This is a genomic window from Streptococcus pluranimalium (genome assembly GCF_047785705.1).
In the GTDB taxonomy this organism is placed as follows: domain Bacteria; phylum Bacillota; class Bacilli; order Lactobacillales; family Streptococcaceae; genus Streptococcus; species Streptococcus pluranimalium_A.
This window is the reverse complement of sequence record NZ_JBLOJV010000012.1, coordinates 29,616-46,943: the sequence shown is the minus strand read 5'-3', so window position 1 is coordinate 46,943 and position 17,328 is coordinate 29,616. Positions and strand designations below refer to the sequence as shown.

Here is a 17,328-nt window from a genome sequence, read left to right as displayed (position 1 = left end):
GTTTTTTCTTTAAATGAATTTTTCACAAGTCTTATTTTTAACTACTCTGACGATAACAACTGTCTCTAAGCAGGCATTGTTCAAGGAGAAAGGTTTAGCTAGTCCTCATGCTTTGGCTGGTGAGGTTCTATGTTGCTGATATGATGATAGAGGAGATGCCAGGTGTCAGAGCGTTGCCAGAGGCTCATGTGTTTATACTGACCTAAACGGTAGGTCAATACTTGCGTCTCCTGATTGATGGGTTGGGTTTGAAAGTCCATCAAAGGAGCTGGCTGGCTTGTTTTTGATGTGCTGATTTGCTCCTTAGTGACGATCTCATCATCTGCCTCAATCATGACAAAAGCATCTGATAGGTATTGTTTGAAGTGAGGTTTTTGACTGAGAATAGCCATTTCATTTTGGTAGAGGGTTGTGATTAGATTTTCACAATCACCTTTGGAAATAGCAGCAGGCTCGACATGAATATCAATATCGTAAATGGCAAAACGCTTACTCAAGAGCTGTTCAACCTGCTCTGTAATCGCATGGCTATCGTATACTGAGAGGTTAGGATTCATCTCAAGGATAATATCAAGGTAAATATTACTGCCATAAGTACGTCCTCTTTGAGATTTGACGGCAATAATCTGAGGGATTTCTAAGATAGCGGCTTCGTATGCTTTGAGCTGGGCTTGGTCGAAACCATCAGAAAGACTAAAGGTTGTCTCCATAAAAATATCATAGGCTGTTTTCAAGATAAAAAGAGCAATGACAAGAGCAACCAGATGATCAATCATAGGAAAATTAAGGGAGCTAGTCACAATGGCAATCGAAGCTCCCAAGGAGGTTAGGGCATCTGAAAGATTGTCCTTGGCTGCGGCGACCAGAGCGCTAGATTTGACCTTTTTTGAGAGGGATTTATTGTAGGCATAAACCCCAAGCATGACTAAAGCGGAAATCACCCCAACCACAGCTCCTGTAGGATCAATACTGGTTTCTTTTCCAGAGAATATTTTTTGAATGGTCTGAATCATGACTTGAAAACCGACCAAGAACATGATAAAAGATGTTATCAAGCTAGAGAGGTCTTCAATTTTCCAGTGTCCAAAGCGATGGTCTTCATCAGCAGGTTGACTAGCCAAATGAAGCCCAACTAGCAAGGCGATGTTACCTACAATATCAGATAAATTATTAAAACCATCAGCAATCAAGGCAGAAGAATTTAACCAATAACCATAAGTTAGCTTGCCGACGGTGAGGATGATGTAGGCTACAATGCTTAAGAGAGGCCCACGCTTTGCTAAGCGTAAGGTTTCAGATGGGTGTGACATGCCAGCTCCTTATATCGTTTTAGTGTAACGGCTTTATTATACCATAAGATAAGAGGTCTTCTATGACTTAGCGATTGAATTAATCGGATGCAAAAAGCTAGGTTGAGTCCTAAAACCAAAATTTCTAACTGATTTTATGACTTAAAAGTGGTAAAATAATAACGAATGTTACAAAAAGAAAGAGGCCCTTATGAATCCTTTACTAAAAGGTATGAATGACCGTCAGGCTCAGGCCGTACAGACAACCGAAGGACCGCTGTTAATCATGGCAGGGGCGGGTTCGGGAAAAACCCGTGTCTTGACTCATCGTATCGCCTACTTGATCGATGAAAAAGGCATTAACCCTTGGAATATTTTAGCCATCACCTTCACCAATAAGGCAGCACGTGAGATGCGCGAGCGTGCCATAGCCCTAAATCCTGCGACCAAAGATACCCTTATTGCGACTTTCCATGCCATGTGTGTGCGGATTTTACGCAGAGAAGCCGATCATATTGGCTACAATCGTAACTTTACCATTGTTGATCCAGGTGAACAAGGGACACTCATGAAGCGTATCTTGAAACAGATTAATCTTGATCCCAAGAAATGGCATTACCGGGCTATTTTGGGGACTATTTCTAATGCTAAGAATGATTTATTAGATGAGAAAGCCTATGAGCGTCGAGCCAATGATACTTATACTCAGATAGTAGCTCAATGCTACACCGCTTATCAAAAAGAGTTGCGGCGTTCTGAGGCTATGGACTTTGATGATTTGATCATGATGACCTTGCGATTATTGGATACCAAGCCAGATGTATTGGCATATTATCAACAGCGTTATCAGTATATCCATGTTGATGAGTATCAAGATACCAACCATGCTCAGTATCAGTTAGTGAGACTTTTGGCATCACGGTTTCAAAACATCTGTGTCGTTGGTGATGCTGATCAGTCCATCTACGGTTGGCGTGGCGCAGATATGCAAAATATCTTGGATTTTGAAAAGGATTATCCGCAGGCCAAGGTCGTTTTATTAGAAGAAAATTACCGCTCTACAAAAAAAATTCTTCAAGCTGCTAACGAGGTCATCACGAACAACCGTAATCGACGTCCTAAAAAACTATGGACCCAAAATGACGACGGAGAGTCACTGGTTTATTACCGTGCTAGTAATGAACAAGAAGAAGCGGTCTTTGTTGCCACGACAATCGCTAACATGGCAGGTGAGATGAACAAGCCTTTCAAGGATTTCGCCGTTCTTTACCGAACCAATGCTCAATCGCGTACCATTGAGGAGGCCTTGCTCAAATCAAACATCCCTTACACTATGGTTGGAGGAACGAAGTTCTACAGCCGTAAAGAAATTCGTGATATTATTGCCTATTTAAATGTTATTGCTAACACAGCCGACAACCTGTCGTATCAGCGGATTATCAATGAGCCTAAACGTGGTGTTGGTCCAGGAACGCTTGACAAACTAAGGATTTTTGCAGAGACACAAGAATTGAGTCTCCTTGATGCTTCAGAACAAATCATGCTCTCAGGCATTAAAGGCAAGGCAGCTAAAGCCATATGGGACTTGGCGAACTTGCTACTAACTCTTCGTGCAGACTTGGACCATTATAGTCTAACAGCATTAGTTGACGCTATTTTGGAAAAATCCGGCTACCTAGAGGCACTCAAAATACAGAATACGCTAGAAAGCCAGTCACGGATTGAAAATATTGAAGAGTTTTTGTCGGTGACTAAAAACTTTGATGATAAGAATGCCAATGCTTTGGATGATGAATCAGGTCTTGATAAACTCAGCCGCTTTTTAAATGACTTAGCCTTGATTGCCGATACAGATGATGGCTCAGTAGAAACTGCTGAAGTGACCTTGATGACTCTACACGCAGCTAAAGGGCTAGAATTTCCAATTGTTTTTTTAATCGGTATGGAAGAGGGAGTCTTTCCCTTGGCACGAGCAGCAGAAAATCCAGAAGAATTGGAAGAAGAAAGGCGCTTAGCATACGTTGGTATCACACGTGCAGAAGAAATGCTATTTCTAACCAATGCTAATAGTCGCACCCTTTTCGGAAAAACATCCTATAATCGTCCAACGCGCTTTTTAAACGAAATATCAGATGAACTGTTACAGCATCAAGGTTTAGCAAGACCAGTCAATGCCTCCTTTGGTCTTAGTTATAGTAAAACCCAACCCACTCAATTTGGACAAGGGATGAGTCTCTCTCAAGCCCTGAAAGCTCGAAAAATCCAAGCCCAGTCACGCTCTAGCAATTCGACTAAAAGCAACTCCCTACCGTTTAGCAAAACAGGAGAGACACCAGCCAATAAGATTTCTTGGCAAATCGGAGATCAACTTCAGCACAAAAAGTGGGGTAAAGGAACTGTTTTGGACGTTTCTGGAGTAGGTAATGCCCAAGAACTAAAAATCATTTTTTCAGATCGTAGCCTTAAAAAACTCCTGGCAGAAGCAGCCCCCATCACCAAAATAGAAACATCAGATGATGAGGTATAAGAATTTGCAAAAATTTCTCAAAAAACAAGCATAAACGTTGCAATTTTTGGAAAATAAGGTATAATAACATTATAAGTCAAATTTTATGTGGTCACTTTGTTAGCTATTTTTAACGAATGATAGTTTAGGTTTGATTTAGAATAGTTTCTTGAGGATAAGACCTTAAAGAAATGAATACTATTATTATCGTCAATACTTACTTTACAAGATAAGTATGATGGTTATATTATAAAAACACTTAAGATTTTAGAAGATTGAGTGTTAGGAAAAGGAAGGTTTCACATGTCGTTTATTTGGTCACTGATTGTTGGATCACTCATTGGTCTTGCCGCTGGAGCAATCACTAAAAAAGGTGGTTCTATGGGGTGGGCTGCTAATATCATTGCAGGTATTGTAGGTTCTTGGGTTGGTCACGCCTTGTTTGGTGCTTGGGGTCCAGCACTTGCAGGTATGGCTCTTATTCCATCTATCTTAGGTGCAGTTATCGTTGTGGTGATTGTATCATTTGTACTCACAAAAACAAAATAATTTTTTTAAGAAGGAGACATTATGGCAAAAGGATTAAAAATAACCTATAGCCTTATCGGAGTGATTCTCCTCACAATCTTTGGAAATGTTATCATCAGAAACCAACGTATTGTGAACTTGAATGCCCTATCTTGGCTACCTGTAAAAGAAGCACATAAGCATGGCTTGCTTGATAGCTTGTTTAAGGGATTTATTAGAGAATCGTTAGCCCAATATTTTCTATGGACATCAATCGTTTTCTTTGTTATCGTTTTAGTCGGTATTTTAGTTATTATCTTTTCCCCTAGACGTTATAGTGAAATTGAATTGGCTGAAAATCAAGGAACTCTAAAATTAAGCAAGTCAGCAATTGAAGGTTATGTAAAGAGTCTAGTTGAGTCTGAAGGTGTTATGAAAAATGCTTCAGTTAAGGCAAACCTTTACAAGGATAAATTTAAAGTTGACGTTAAAGGTCAAGTTGTTCCAAGATCAAACGTCATCGCTAATACAGTTCAATTGAAAAACAGCATCGAAACAGGTCTTAAAGCTTTCTTTGGTGTCGAACATGACGTTGATTTTACAATTAAAGTAAAAGATGTCGTAGAAGGTCGAGAAACACTAAAAGGACGTGTAGAGTAGGAGTAGGTATGGAATTATTTGAAAAGTATAGATACCCCATCATTGGTGGAGGGTTAGCTTTCTTCTTAGCACTTCTACTAGTGACATTTGGTCTTTTGAAAACAATCTTAATTTTTGTATTAGTAGCAGCAGGCATGTATGCAGGTTTTTACCTGAAAGCTACTGGTATTATAGATGGTTTTTTTGACAATTTTAAATAGTAATATTAAAATTAATATTAAAAAATATATTTTAGCTATAAAGCTATAAGAAAGAGGAAAAATTATGGTACAAAATTTCAAATCAAGAAACTCAGTTGATGTTAAAGATATGCGTGGCGAACTTACTTACGAAGATAAAGTTATCGAAAAAATCGTAGGTCTTGCAGTTGCTAATGTTCATGGTTTACTTGAAGTAAGCGGTGGTTTCTTCTCTAACATCAAAGACAAATTGATCAACACTGATAACGTTACTGACGGTGTTAGCGTTGAAGTGGGTACAAAACAAGTAGCAGTTGATTTAGATGCTGTTGTTGAATACCAACAACACGTTCCAACTATCTTCAAAAACATTAAAGAAGTTGTTAAAGTTGAAATCTCTAAAATGACTGACCTTGACGTTGTTGAAGTTAACGTTAATGTTGTAGACATTAAAACACGTGCACAACACCAAGCTGATTCAGTTAGTCTTCAAGATCGTATCGCAAGTGGTGCACAAGCAACGACAGAATTCGTTTCAAACCAATACGAAAATGCTAAAGATGCAGTAAGTGATGGTGTTGACCGCGTTCAAGATAACGCTAAACCTCGCGTAAAATAATCTCTATTAACTTTTAAACTAAGAGACTTAAATAAGTCCAAAAAACAACTAAGAAGTTAGAAATAAGGTATTATTATGTCTGAAATTAAAAGCACAGTTACTTATGATGACACGGTTATCCAAAAAATAATTGGTCATGCGATTGAAAACATTGACGGTTTGTTGTCAGTAGATGGTGGTTTTTTCTCTAATATCAAAGAAAAAATCGTTAATTCTGATGATGTCACAACTGGTGTCAATGTTGAAGTTGGCACTGAAGAAGTCGCTACAGATCTTGATATTGTTGTTGAATACGGCAAGGATATTCCTAGCATTGCAGATAGCATTAAATCAATCATCGTAAAAGATGTTGAAGCAAGCACACATCTTAAAGTTGTTGAAATCAATGTTAATGTTGTTGATGTGATGACTCGTGAAGAGTTTGAAAAAGCTTCAGTAACGCTTCAAGATCGCATAGAATCTGGTTACGAAAGTGTCAAAGAATCAGCTAAAGAAGCTGGACAGTATATCTCTGAAAAAACATCAGTAGCCGTTGAAGCAACGTCAGAGAAAGCATCTGAATTTGCTAAAGCAACATCAGAAAAAGCGTCAGAAGTAGCAGAAAAGACGTCAGAGAAAGCATCTGAGTTTGCTGAAGCAACATCAGAAAAAGCGTCAGAGGTAGCAGAGAAAGCGTCAGAAAAAGCATCTGATTTAAAGGAAGCGGCTTCTGAGAAAGCTTCGGAAGTAGCAGAAAAGACTTCAGAAAAAGTTGAAGATTTGAAAGAATCAGCATCAGAAAAAGGCTCTGAAGTTAGCAGTTCTAGTCACAATGATAGTCTTGTTTACAAAGCATCATCAGAGAGCGATGTCGTTGTTGCGGACTAATCAAAATGATTACATAACTGATTTTCTATAAAAAGAAAATCGGTGGAGGAAGGTTGGGTTTAATTCCTAACCTTTTTTGCTTAATCGCTCTTATTTTAATATTTGAGATGGTTAGCAAGCATTAATGATGAATGGAGGGATCTTATGCGTAGTGCCAAATCAGAAGTAAGGAGTTCAAGATACCAACAAGTAGCAATGGCTGTTGCCAAGCGAATTGTTGATGGTAATTATGCTGTTGGTGAAAAACTCAAGTCACGTTCGACTTTGGCAAGTACCTTTAATGTCTCGCCAGAAACAGCAAGAAAAGGGTTGAATATTTTAGCCGATCTGAATATTGTTACTTTAAAGCATGGTAGTGGTGCTGTAGTGGTATCAAAGGAAAAGGCTGAAGAATTTTTAAAAACTTATGAAACGACTCATTCTTTAAATCTGATTAAACAAACAATTAGAGATACTATTAAAAAGCAGAAAGCTGAACTAGATTTTTTAGCTGATTTGGTGGCTGATTTTGCTGTTCAAAGTCAGCTAGTCAGTAGAAAGTATCCATTCACACCTTATGAATTTAAGTTAACGAAGTCATCAAATCACTTGGGTCAATCCATTCGTGATTTGAATATTTGGCATCAAACAGGGGCTACGATTATAGGTATTGAGCATGACGGTGTTTTACTCTTATCACCGAGTCCTTATGCTACTTTTGAAGAGGGAGACCATATTTTCTTTGTTGGAGATGACTTATCCTATTTTCGCATGAAGAATCTTTTCAATGTGGATCTTCCTAAAGAGTAAGAAGATGGTTAATGCTAATGAAAGTTATAAATTTAACTAGGCTTCGTTACGGCAGTCCCTGTCGTTTTGATAATCAAGAGGTATCACTTATTCAAATACAGTGTCAGATAATCAATGAAGCAAGCTAATTATGAGCTTAGCTTCTTTTTTAAGGATTTCAAAAAAGTCAGAAACCTCTTTTATCTTGATAAAAATTATTTTTTGTATTATAATACTAACCACTGATAGATGGAGGTGTTCTGATGAATGAAGCGGCTGTTTCTAGTTTTTCTACTTTAAAAGAGATGTCGACTATTTTTAAAGGGAGAGCGATTCCTTCTCAAGTTCAAGGTGATAGTATCGGTATTATCAACATTATCAATATCAATAAAGGCATTATCGACTACGAACGCTTAAAAACCTATGATGACAAGGATAGAATAGTAGCAAAATACTATCTAAAAGAAGGCGATGTCTTGATTGCTTCTAAAGGCACACAGTTGAAGATTGCTGTTTTTGAAGAGCAAGATAGACCCGTTGTCGCTTCCTCAAATTTTACGATTGTTAGACCATCCTCAAAGGTGATGGGGCATTACATCAAGTTATTTCTTGAAACCCAGCAAGGTCAGGACTTATTGAAGGCTACAGACCGTGGTAAGGCTGTTATGAATTTATCAACCAGAGAGATAGGTCACATCCCGATACCTCATTTACCTCTGGTTAAGCAAGAATATGCCATTGGTAGATACTTGAGAGGACAAGCGGATTATCAACGAAAAATGGAACGCGCTCATTCGGAATGGCAACGTATCCAAGATGAGGTTAAACGCAGTTTATTCTGATAGGCCATGTCAAAGATCATAGTTTTACTTAGAAGGAAATGAATATGAATGATATCAAATGCCCTCATTGTCAAACCAGTTTTAAGATCAATGAGACTGAGTACAATCAACTGTTAGATCAGATTAGGACAAAAGCGTTTGAACAGGACTTGCTTGAGAGAGTGGCTTCTGAAAAGCGACTGATTAAAGAGCAGGCTAAAAATGAGTTGCAATCCGCTTTAGAAGAAAAAGAAAAAGAAGTGCTAAAGTTAAAGTATGACTTAGATGCTTCTGAGCAAAAACAAGCGCTGTCACATCAAGAATTGCTATCGCAAAAAAATAATGAAATCCATGACTTAAGGCAACAGATTGACAAAATAGCCGCTGATAATGCCTTGTCCTTGGCTCAGGCTCTTTCTGAAAAAGATCATGAAAACCAAGCCTTGCAAGCCCAGATAAATCTCATTGCTCTTGAAAAAGATAAGGAGAGACAAGAAGCTCTGCATCACCTGCAACAAGAAAGAGATAAGATCGCCAATCAGTTGGCACTCCAAGAGCAACAAAGAGAGTTAGATAAACAGTCTTTAGTACAACAATATCAGCTGGAATTAGCTCAAAAGGATGAATTATTAGCCTATTATAAGGATTTCAAGGCCAAGCAGTCGACAAAGATGATTGGGGAGAGTTTGGAGCAACATTGTGACTACGAGTTTAATCGTTTACGGATGACCGCTTTTCCTAATGCACAATTTGGCAAGGATAATGATGCTAAAACAGGATCAAAGGGAGACTATATTTATCGGGAATACGATGAAAATGGTATTGAAATAATCTCGATTATGTTTGAAATGAAAAATGAGGCTGATGAAACGGCTACGAAAAAGAAAAATGATCATTTCTTCAAAGAATTGGATAAGGATAGGCGTGAGAAGAATTGTGAATACGCTGTTTTAGTTTCTTTACTAGAAATGGATAATGAACTCTACAATAATGGCATTGTGGATGTTTCTTATCACTATCCTAAAATGTACGTGATTCGCCCGCAGTTTTTCATTCCGATCATTACCTTACTAAGAAATGCCTCCTTAAATGTCTTGCAGTATAAGCAGGAATTGGCTTTAATGAAAGAACAACACGCTGATATTACTCATTTTGAAGAGGATTTGAATCTCTTTAAAACGGCATTTGCCAAGAATTATCAATCTGCTAGTAAGAATTTTCAAAAAGCTGTTGATGAGATTGACAAGGCGATTAAACGGATGGAAGCTGTTAAGGCTGCCTTGACCACAAGTGAGCATCAACTGAGATTGGCCAATCATAAATTAGAGGATGTTACGGTGAAGAAATTAACACGAAAAAACCCAACCATGAAAAGCAAATTTGATGCTTTAAAGAGGGGCTCTAAATAGACTGTTACAAGCATTTAGCTTGCCTTAGATTATACTGATAAGAATCTCGTACAGTTGGTTTTAAAAAAGAGGTCAGATTATTTCAGCTGACCTCCTTTTTGTTCTTGCTTTGTGGTATAATAAGGTTATGATTAACGGGATTATCAATTTACAAAAAGAGGCTGGTATGACTAGCCATGATGCTGTTTTTAAACTACGAAAGATACTTCACGAAAAAAAAATCGGTCATGGAGGAACGCTTGATCCAGATGTGACAGGAGTTTTGCCGATCGCTGTAGGAAAAGCAACGAGAGTGATTGAGTTCATGACGGAAGCTGGCAAGGTTTATGACGGTCAGGTGACGCTAGGTTATGCGACAACTACTGAGGATGCTAGTGGGGAAATCATTGATAAAACCCCTGTAAGACCTGGATTAACGGCAGAAGATATTGATGTTGCAATGGCAAGTTTTGTAGGAGAAATCACTCAAATCCCACCGATGTTTTCTGCGGTCAAGGTCAAGGGTAAAAAATTGTACGAGTATGCTAGAGCAGGTGAGTTTGTTGAACGCCCCAAAAGACAAGTGGTCATTAAATCATTTGTGAGAACCTCCTGCCTTGAGCGTGACGGAGAGCTGGTACGCTTTTCGTTTAGGGTGATTTGTAGCAAAGGCACTTATGTCAGAACTCTAGCGGTAGATCTTGGTCAGAGACTTGGTCTTGCCAGTCACATGTCCCAACTACAGCGTACGGCCTCCGCTGGTTTGGAGCTTTCTAAAGCCCTGACCCTTAAAGAGATTGAAGAAATGGTAAGAAGAGATGATTGGTCTTTTCTCTTGCCGATTGAAGTGGGCTTAGCTGACCTTCCTAGGGTTTCCTTGAGCGAGGAGGAAGTGGCTCATATTCGTCATGGTCGTTTTATTTCTTTACCTAATCAAGAGACCGTTCTAGCAGCCTTTTATCAGGATAAAGCGGCGGCTATTTTAGAAAAACGTGATGGTTTGTATAAACCCAGAAAAGTGTTATTATCATGAACATAAAACCGATTATATCTTACCAAGAAATCAGTGAACCTCAACAAACCGTTCTTGTTTTGGGGTATTTTGATGCCTTACATCTTGGTCATAAAGCCTTATTTGACAAGGCAAAAGAAATCGCAGCTGCAAAGGGGCTTTCGATTGTGTTGTTGACCTTTTTTGAGTCACCGAAACTGACCTTTAGTCGCTTTACCCCCGATTTACTATGGCATATTACTTACCCTGAAAAGCGCTATCAAAAATTGGCGGAATATGGTGTCGATACCCTCTATTTGACTGATTTTACGAGCGATTTTGCGACGATTTCATCAGACCAGTTTATAGCGACCTATATTAAGCAACTGAATCCTGATACCATTGTGGTTGGTTTTGACTATCATTTTGGACATAATCGAACGAACTCAGATTATTTGTCTCGTAACGTTGCAGCAGATGTTATTGTCATCCCTGAAGTCACTGATGGCTATCAAAAAATTAGCTCCACTTTAATACGTGATTTGATTCAAGAAGGCCGTATCAGTAAGGTCAATCAATTATTGGGCTATCATTACTCTACTAGAGGAATTGTTGTCCATGGTGATGCTAGAGGTCGTACTATCGGCTTTCCAACAGCAAATCTGGCACCAACGGATCGAACACTTCTGCCAGCAGATGGTGTTTATGTGACGGATGTCCTTGTCAAAGGTAGCCGCTATCGCGCCATGACTAGTATTGGAAAGAATATCACATTTGGTGGAGATGAGTTACGCCTTGAAAGTAATTTATTTGATTTCTCCGGTGACATTTACGGTGAGACGATTGAAATTTTTTGGTTAGCTAAAATTCGTCGCATGAAAAAGTTTAATGGCATTGATGATTTGGTGAAACAGTTAAAAAGTGATCAAGAAATTGCGCTAAATTGGCAGAAACCATAGCCAAGTGTTCTAAATTTTTGTATAATATTAATCAATGAGATTGATTTGAGGCCAAATATGATTACTTTATTTTTATCACCGAGTTGCACCAGTTGTCGTAAGGCACGCGCTTGGTTAGAAAGACATGACGTTGACTATGTCGAGCATAATATCGTTACCAATCCCCTGACTCAAGATGAGTTGATGTCTATCTTGTCATTTACTGAAAATGGAACAGAGGACATCATTTCAACCCGCTCCAAGGTATTTCAAAGGCTAGAGGTAGACGTTGATGAGCTGTCCATATCTCAACTCATTGAGCTGATTGCTTCAAATCCAAGTTTACTACGCCGTCCGATTATTATTGATTCCAAACGCATGCAGATTGGCTTTAACGAAGATGAAATCAGAGCTTTTTTACCGAGAGATTATCGCAAACAAGAGCTTCGTCAGGCGACTATCCGTGCTGAAATTGAGGGAAAACATGTCTAAGACAAACTATTCATATCCTCTTGATATGTCCTGGAGTACCGAGGAGATGACTTTGGTGCTTCGTTTTTTTAATCATGTTGAAAAAGCTTATGAGAGTAAGGTTGATGTGCTTCATTTAAACCAAGCCTATAAGGCTTTTAAAGAGGTTGTTCCATCAAAAGGTGAGGAGAAAAGACTAGATAAAGCCTTTGAAGAGGCAAGTGGTTATTCGACTTATCGTGTTGTTCAAGCGGCTAAAGCACAAACTGAAGGGTGGTTAAGGATTGAATCGTAAATTTTTATTTGCCAAAACAGTGATTCAAAAAGCTGGGATTTTTATCAAAGAACAGATGCAGCACGATTTTCTGATTGAAGAAAAAGCAGATGAGACTGATTTGGTCACTAGCCTGGATAAGCAGTGTCAAGCCATGATGATTGAGGCTATTAGGGACGCCTATCCCGATGATCATTTTTTAGCAGAAGAAGATGATATTAGACATCTCATTTCTAAAGGCAATGTCTGGGTGCTTGATCCGATTGATGGCACTGTTAATTTTATTGCCCAAGGAGATCATTTTGCCATTATGATGGCCTATTATGAGGAGGGTGTCGGACAATTTGGCTTGATTCTAGATGTTATGCGGGGCATTCTTTACGCTGGTGGTGGTCAGTTCGATGTTTATGCGAATGATACTAGGCTAGAACCTTATCAACAGCGTGACTTTAAGCGTTGTCTAGTCGGTGTGAATGCCCAGATGTACCTTGAAAACACTGCTGGGATACGTGATTTCACAGCTTTGGCCCTCGGTGTTCGTATTTATGGAGGGGCAGGTATCAGCATGACACAGGTCATGTCGGGAAAACTACTGGCTTATTTTTCCAATATCGCTCCATGGGATTATGCCGCAGCAGCTATTATGGGAGAGAAACTGGGTTATTCCTTACTAACTGTTAACGGTGAAAAGCCTGACTTTAAGACACGCCAACAGGTGATGTTTGTCCCTACAAAAGCATTAGGAGTGATTCAGTCCCTGGTTCACTAATCATTTTTAAAAGTTGGGTAATCCCTCTAGCTTTTAAACAGTCCTTTCTTTGCTTTTTGGGATTCTTTCTCGCTCCTTTTTGATAGGTCAATGGTTAGGAATTTGGTATAATAAAAACATGTCATTACCACAAGCATTTATTGAAAAATATAAAAAGCTTCTGAAAGAGGACTATCATGATTTTTTAGCCTCTTTTGATCAGCCACCTGTGGCAGGCTTTCGGTCTAATCCATTAAAAGAAGGGCAAATGTCATTTGAGCATCCCATTGCTGATACAAACTGGGGTTATTATGGCAAGGTTTCTGGCAAGTCGATAGAGCATGTCACCGGTCTTGTTTACTCGCAAGAACCAGCAGCACAAATGGTTGGTCAGGTGGCTCATCCCAAACCAGGGATGAAGGTGCTTGATTTGGCAGCCGCTCCTGGTGGGAAAACGACCCATCTTCTTAGCTATTTAAATAACACTGGCTTACTTGTTAGTAACGAGATCAATGCTAAGAGAAGTCATGTTTTAGCTGAAAATGTTGAACGTTTTGGCGCTAGAAATGTGATTGTGACCAATGAATCAACAGAGCGTTTAGCTAAGGTTTTCCCCTCTTTTTTTGACCTGATTGTTTTTGATGGTCCTTGTTCAGGAGAGGGAATGTTTCGAAAAGATCCCAAAGCCATTCCCTATTGGCATGAGGATTACCCTAAAGAATTAGCAAGCCTACAAAAAACCATCTTGTCAGATGCCTTAGCCATGCTAGCTCCAGGAGGTCAGCTTGTTTACTCTACTTGTACCTGGTCGCCGGAGGAAAATGAGGAGGTAGCTACTTGGCTTTTAGAACATAAAGAACTGGCTTTAGTCCCAATTCAAGCTAGCCATGGCATGACTAATAGCCATTTATTGCCTGGGACAGTTCGAATGTATCCTCATTTGTTTAAGGGGGAAGGGCAATTTATCGCTAAGTTTAAGGATTTAAGAGAGCCTGTCAAGACTTCTAAAATCAGCCTAAAAAAAGTTCCTAAAAAGACCTCCTTAACCAAGGAGCAAGATAATCTATGGCAGGCTTTTTGCCAGAAGCATCTAGCAGTTACTCTACAGGGTCAATATCAGACATTTGGAGACCATCTCTACCTCTTACCAGAAGGTCTCCCTAATTTGTCTGGTCTAAGAATTACACGAAATGGTCTTCATCTAGGAACCTTTAAGAAAAAGCGTTTTGAACCTTCTTTTGCCCTAGGAATGGCCTTAAAACCATCTGAGGTAATACAGTATATCGAAATGGATATAGAACAGTTTGAGAGATACGTTGCAGGTCATCAGATCCCTTTAAAGACGACTTACCCCAATGGGTGGTATCAAGTCGTCATAAAGGGAAATGGCTTAGGTTTTGCGAAAGTGGTAGGAGACCAGTTGAAAAACGCTTATCCCAAAGGCTTGAGATTTTACTCTTAATTGTTATAGGAGATCATTTCGTTCAAAAAAGAAGTCAGCTGATAGACTTCTTGGTATCAAAAGTTTGTGATGACAGAGTGGTCATCGAAAAAAATTGTCGCCACCATTCTAATTTGATTTCGTTTTTCGGAGGAAAAAAATGACAAAGAAAAAGTGCCTCGCCGTCATGGGCATGCTTGTAACAGTTTTACTATTGCTATCTGGTTGTGCCAAATGGATTGATAAAGGGGAAACATCAACGGCTGTTGGTTCAACGGCTTTGCAACCCTTAGTAGAAGCTGCTGCAGATGAATTTAGTAAACAACATATCGGTAAAACCATCAATGTTCAAGGTGGTGGTTCTGGTACAGGACTTTCACAAGTGCAGTCTGGTGCTGTTCAAATCGGAAATAGTGACCTATTTGCTGAGGAAAAAGATGGTATTGATGCTTCTGTATTAGTTGACCATCGTGTTGCTGTTGCTGGACTAGCTGTCATCGTGAATAAGGAAGTCTCTGTGAATAATCTCACAACAGAGCAATTGCGGGATATCTTTTCTGGTAAAGTTAGCAACTGGAAAGAAGTCGGCGGCAATGATTTAGCCATCTCTATCATCAACCGCGCCTCTAGTTCAGGCTCACGCGCGACTTTTGATAATATCATCATGGGAGATACCAATGCTAAGAAAAGTCAAGAACAAGACTCAAACGGTATGGTTAAGTCCATTGTTTCTCAAACGTCGGGTGCGATTTCCTATTTAGCATTTGCCTATTTAGATGATAGTATCAAAACGATGAAACTCAATGGCTTTGAGCCGTCTCCTAAGCATGTGGCAACCAATGACTGGCCAATTTGGTCATATGAACATATGTACACCAAAGGTGAGCCAAAAGCTTTAACCAAAGAATTTTTGGACTTTATGACGTCTGAAGAAGTTCAGTCCAATATTGTCACTGCCATGGGCTATATCCCAATAAGCGAGATGACCGTTGAAAAAACGGCTGATGGCAAAGTATCAGCAAAATAAAGGAGTCAAAATGAAGAATCAGGAATTGGCGAAGACCTTAGTCGCACCTTCAAAAAATTCTCGCCTTGAGAAGTTTGGGAAGTCGATCACATTCATGTGTCTTGCCTTAATTGTCTTTATTGTAGCGATGATTTTAATCTTTGTTGCTCAAAAAGGTCTCTCAACCTTTTTTATTGATAAGATTAATGTGTTTAGATTTTTATTTGGCACAGACTGGCAGCCCAGTGTCAAAGGACCAGATGGTCAGCCACTCATGGGCGCTCTTCCGATGATTTTAGGCTCTTTCATTGTAACGATTTTATCAGCCTTGATTGCCACACCATTTGCTATTGGAGCAGCAGTCTTTATGACGGAAGTCTCGCCAAAATATGGTAGAAAAATTCTGCAACCTGCTGTTGAACTGTTGGTTGGTATTCCATCTGTTGTTTATGGGTTTATTGGTTTACAAATCGTCGTCCCATTTGTACGTTCCATTTTTGGAGGTACAGGTTTTGGTATTTTATCAGGAGTGTTTGTGCTCTTTGTCATGATTCTCCCGACGGTTACCTTTATGACAACAGATAGTCTTCGTGCGGTGCCTCGTCACTATCGTGAAGCCAGTATGGCAATGGGAGCAACGCGTTGGCAAACCATCTGGCGTGTGGTTTTAAATGCCGCTCGTCCAGGAATTTTTACAGCCGTTATTTTCGGAATGGCACGTGCTTTTGGTGAAGCCTTAGCGATTCAGATGGTTGTCGGTAACTCAGCTGTTATTCCAAGCTCCTTAACCACCCCTGCAGCCACCCTAACTTCGATCCTAACCATGGGAATTGGTAATACAGTTATGGGAACGGTTCAAAATAACGTGCTGTGGTCACTGGCCTTGGTATTGCTGATGATGAGTCTGGCTTTCAATACCCTCGTTAAATTCATTACAAGAGAGAGAAAGAGAAACTATGAACGCTAAAAAAATGGATAAATTAGCAACTGGTGTTCTCTACACCATTGCAACGATTATTGTCGTCATCTTGGCATCCTTAATCCTCTATATCTTAGTCCGTGGCTTGCCTCACATCAGCTGGTCTTTCTTAACTGGAAAATCCTCCTCTTATGAAGCAGGAGGAGGTATTGGGATTCAACTCTATAACTCATTGTTTTTACTAATAACAACCCTAATCATTTCAGTCCCCTTATCAATGGGTGCTGGCATTTACTTAGCCGAATATGCTAAAAAAGGACGTTTAACAGACTTTATTCGCACCTGTATCGAAATTTTATCGTCCTTACCATCAGTAGTGGTTGGTTTGTTTGGTTATTTAATCTTCGTGGTGCAATTTGAGTATGGCTTTTCAATCATTTCAGGTGCTTTGGCTCTAACGGTCTTTAATTTACCGCAGATGACTCGAACGGTTGAAGATAGTCTTCGAACCGTACATCATACGCAACGCGAGGCTGGCTTGGCTCTTGGTTTGTCACGTTGGGAAACAGTGCTTCACGTGGTCGTGCCAGAAGCTCTTCCTGGGATTGTGACGGGAATTGTCTTAGCTTCGGGTCGTATTTTTGGTGAGGCAGCAGCCTTGATTTACACAGCAGGACAGTCAGCTCCAGCCCTTGATTGGTCTAACTGGAATCCTCTAAGTGTTACCAGTCCAATCTCACCATTTCGTCAATCAGAAACCCTAGCGGTTCATATTTGGAAAGTAAACAGTGAAGGGACTATTCCAGATGCGACACTTGTTTCAGCAGGGTCAGCGGCAGTCTTACTGGTATTTATCTTGATATTTAACCTCTCTGCTCGCTTTGTTGGTAAGAAATTACACGAAAAATTAACATCAGCAACCTAATAAGGAGTTCT

The 17,328-nt window shown here is 39.5% G+C and carries 18 protein-coding genes and 1 pseudogene; 18 read left to right on the top strand and 1 reads right to left on the bottom strand.

What is annotated here, in order from left to right; genetic code table 11:
- Nucleotides 1-98 precede the first annotated feature (98 nt).
- Complete coding sequence (locus ACMZ6Z_RS04800; protein ID WP_416131466.1) at nucleotides 99-1,310, bottom strand: cation diffusion facilitator family transporter; 1,212 nt, start codon at nucleotides 1,308-1,310, stop codon at nucleotides 99-101.
- 190 nt (nucleotides 1,311-1,500) lie between these two features.
- Here ACMZ6Z_RS04800 and pcrA point away from each other — a divergent pair, with 190 nt between their 5' ends.
- The 18 genes and pseudogenes from pcrA to pstA all read left to right on the top strand — a co-directional run bounded on the left by pcrA (nucleotide 1,501) and on the right by pstA (nucleotide 17,317).
- Complete coding sequence (gene pcrA, locus ACMZ6Z_RS04795) at nucleotides 1,501-3,816, top strand: DNA helicase PcrA (RefSeq protein ID WP_416131465.1); 2,316 nt, start codon at nucleotides 1,501-1,503, stop codon at nucleotides 3,814-3,816.
- 282 nt (nucleotides 3,817-4,098) lie between these two features.
- Nucleotides 4,099-4,344 (top strand): GlsB/YeaQ/YmgE family stress response membrane protein, encoded by a 246-nt coding sequence (locus tag ACMZ6Z_RS04790; RefSeq protein ID WP_416131464.1) that lies wholly within the window; start codon nucleotides 4,099-4,101, stop codon nucleotides 4,342-4,344.
- Between the two features lie 21 nt (nucleotides 4,345-4,365).
- A complete protein-coding gene (amaP, locus tag ACMZ6Z_RS04785) occupies nucleotides 4,366-4,962 on the top strand; it encodes an alkaline shock response membrane anchor protein AmaP (RefSeq protein WP_416131463.1) in 597 nt (198 codons plus the stop codon).
- Nucleotides 4,963-4,970: 8 nt separating this feature from the next.
- Nucleotides 4,971-5,162 (top strand): DUF2273 domain-containing protein, encoded by a 192-nt coding sequence (locus tag ACMZ6Z_RS04780; RefSeq protein WP_416131462.1) that lies wholly within the window; start codon nucleotides 4,971-4,973, stop codon nucleotides 5,160-5,162.
- A gap of 64 nt (nucleotides 5,163-5,226) precedes the next feature.
- Nucleotides 5,227-5,760, top strand: coding sequence for an Asp23/Gls24 family envelope stress response protein (locus ACMZ6Z_RS04775; RefSeq protein WP_416131461.1), 534 nt, complete (start codon nucleotides 5,227-5,229; stop codon nucleotides 5,758-5,760).
- 75 nt (nucleotides 5,761-5,835) lie between these two features.
- Nucleotides 5,836-6,438, top strand: a pseudogene (locus tag ACMZ6Z_RS04770) (Asp23/Gls24 family envelope stress response protein); the annotation flags it as partial.
- Nucleotides 6,439-6,771: 333 nt separating this feature from the next.
- On the top strand, nucleotides 6,772-7,416 hold the full coding sequence (locus tag ACMZ6Z_RS04765) for a GntR family transcriptional regulator (protein WP_416131460.1): 645 nt from the start codon (nucleotides 6,772-6,774) through the stop codon (nucleotides 7,414-7,416).
- A gap of 242 nt (nucleotides 7,417-7,658) precedes the next feature.
- Nucleotides 7,659-8,237 carry a restriction endonuclease subunit S gene (locus tag ACMZ6Z_RS04760; RefSeq protein ID WP_416131459.1) on the top strand — a complete coding sequence of 193 codons (579 nt, stop codon included), beginning with the start codon at nucleotides 7,659-7,661 and terminating at the stop codon, nucleotides 8,235-8,237.
- A gap of 44 nt (nucleotides 8,238-8,281) precedes the next feature.
- Nucleotides 8,282-9,625, top strand: coding sequence for a DUF2130 domain-containing protein (locus ACMZ6Z_RS04755; protein ID WP_416131458.1), 1,344 nt, complete (start codon nucleotides 8,282-8,284; stop codon nucleotides 9,623-9,625).
- Nucleotides 9,626-9,752: 127 nt separating this feature from the next.
- Nucleotides 9,753-10,637, top strand: a complete 885-nt coding sequence (gene truB, locus ACMZ6Z_RS04750; protein ID WP_416131457.1) for a tRNA pseudouridine(55) synthase TruB — start codon at nucleotides 9,753-9,755, stop codon at nucleotides 10,635-10,637.
- Entirely contained in the window at nucleotides 10,634-11,554 is a 921-nt protein-coding gene (locus tag ACMZ6Z_RS04745; RefSeq protein WP_416131456.1) for a bifunctional riboflavin kinase/FAD synthetase, read from the top strand. Before truB ends, ACMZ6Z_RS04745 begins: the two co-directional genes overlap by 4 nt.
- A 57-nt stretch (nucleotides 11,555-11,611) precedes the next feature.
- Entirely contained in the window at nucleotides 11,612-12,025 is a 414-nt protein-coding gene (gene spxA, locus ACMZ6Z_RS04740) for a transcriptional regulator SpxA (protein ID WP_416131455.1), read from the top strand.
- Nucleotides 12,018-12,299 (top strand): UPF0223 family protein, encoded by a 282-nt coding sequence (locus ACMZ6Z_RS04735; RefSeq protein ID WP_416131454.1) that lies wholly within the window; start codon nucleotides 12,018-12,020, stop codon nucleotides 12,297-12,299. The genes spxA and ACMZ6Z_RS04735 overlap by 8 nt, the downstream gene beginning before the upstream one ends.
- Nucleotides 12,289-13,047: an inositol monophosphatase family protein gene (locus ACMZ6Z_RS04730; protein ID WP_416131453.1), complete on the top strand. Its 759-nt coding sequence runs from the start codon at nucleotides 12,289-12,291 to the stop codon at nucleotides 13,045-13,047. The genes ACMZ6Z_RS04735 and ACMZ6Z_RS04730 overlap by 11 nt, the downstream gene beginning before the upstream one ends.
- Nucleotides 13,048-13,165: 118 nt before the next feature.
- Nucleotides 13,166-14,488 (top strand): RsmF rRNA methyltransferase first C-terminal domain-containing protein, encoded by a 1,323-nt coding sequence (locus ACMZ6Z_RS04725; protein WP_416131452.1) that lies wholly within the window; start codon nucleotides 13,166-13,168, stop codon nucleotides 14,486-14,488.
- A 139-nt stretch (nucleotides 14,489-14,627) separates the two neighbouring features.
- The gene (locus ACMZ6Z_RS04720; protein WP_416131451.1) at nucleotides 14,628-15,494 is read left to right on the top strand and encodes a phosphate ABC transporter substrate-binding protein PstS family protein; all 867 of its coding nucleotides are present in this window, start codon (nucleotides 14,628-14,630) and stop codon (nucleotides 15,492-15,494) included.
- A 10-nt stretch (nucleotides 15,495-15,504) separates the two neighbouring features.
- The gene (gene pstC / locus ACMZ6Z_RS04715; protein ID WP_416131450.1) at nucleotides 15,505-16,440 is read left to right on the top strand and encodes a phosphate ABC transporter permease subunit PstC; all 936 of its coding nucleotides are present in this window, start codon (nucleotides 15,505-15,507) and stop codon (nucleotides 16,438-16,440) included.
- A complete protein-coding gene (gene pstA, locus ACMZ6Z_RS04710) occupies nucleotides 16,430-17,317 on the top strand; it encodes a phosphate ABC transporter permease PstA (protein WP_416131449.1) in 888 nt (295 codons plus the stop codon). Before pstC ends, pstA begins: the two co-directional genes overlap by 11 nt.
- Nucleotides 17,318-17,328 lie beyond the last annotated feature (11 nt).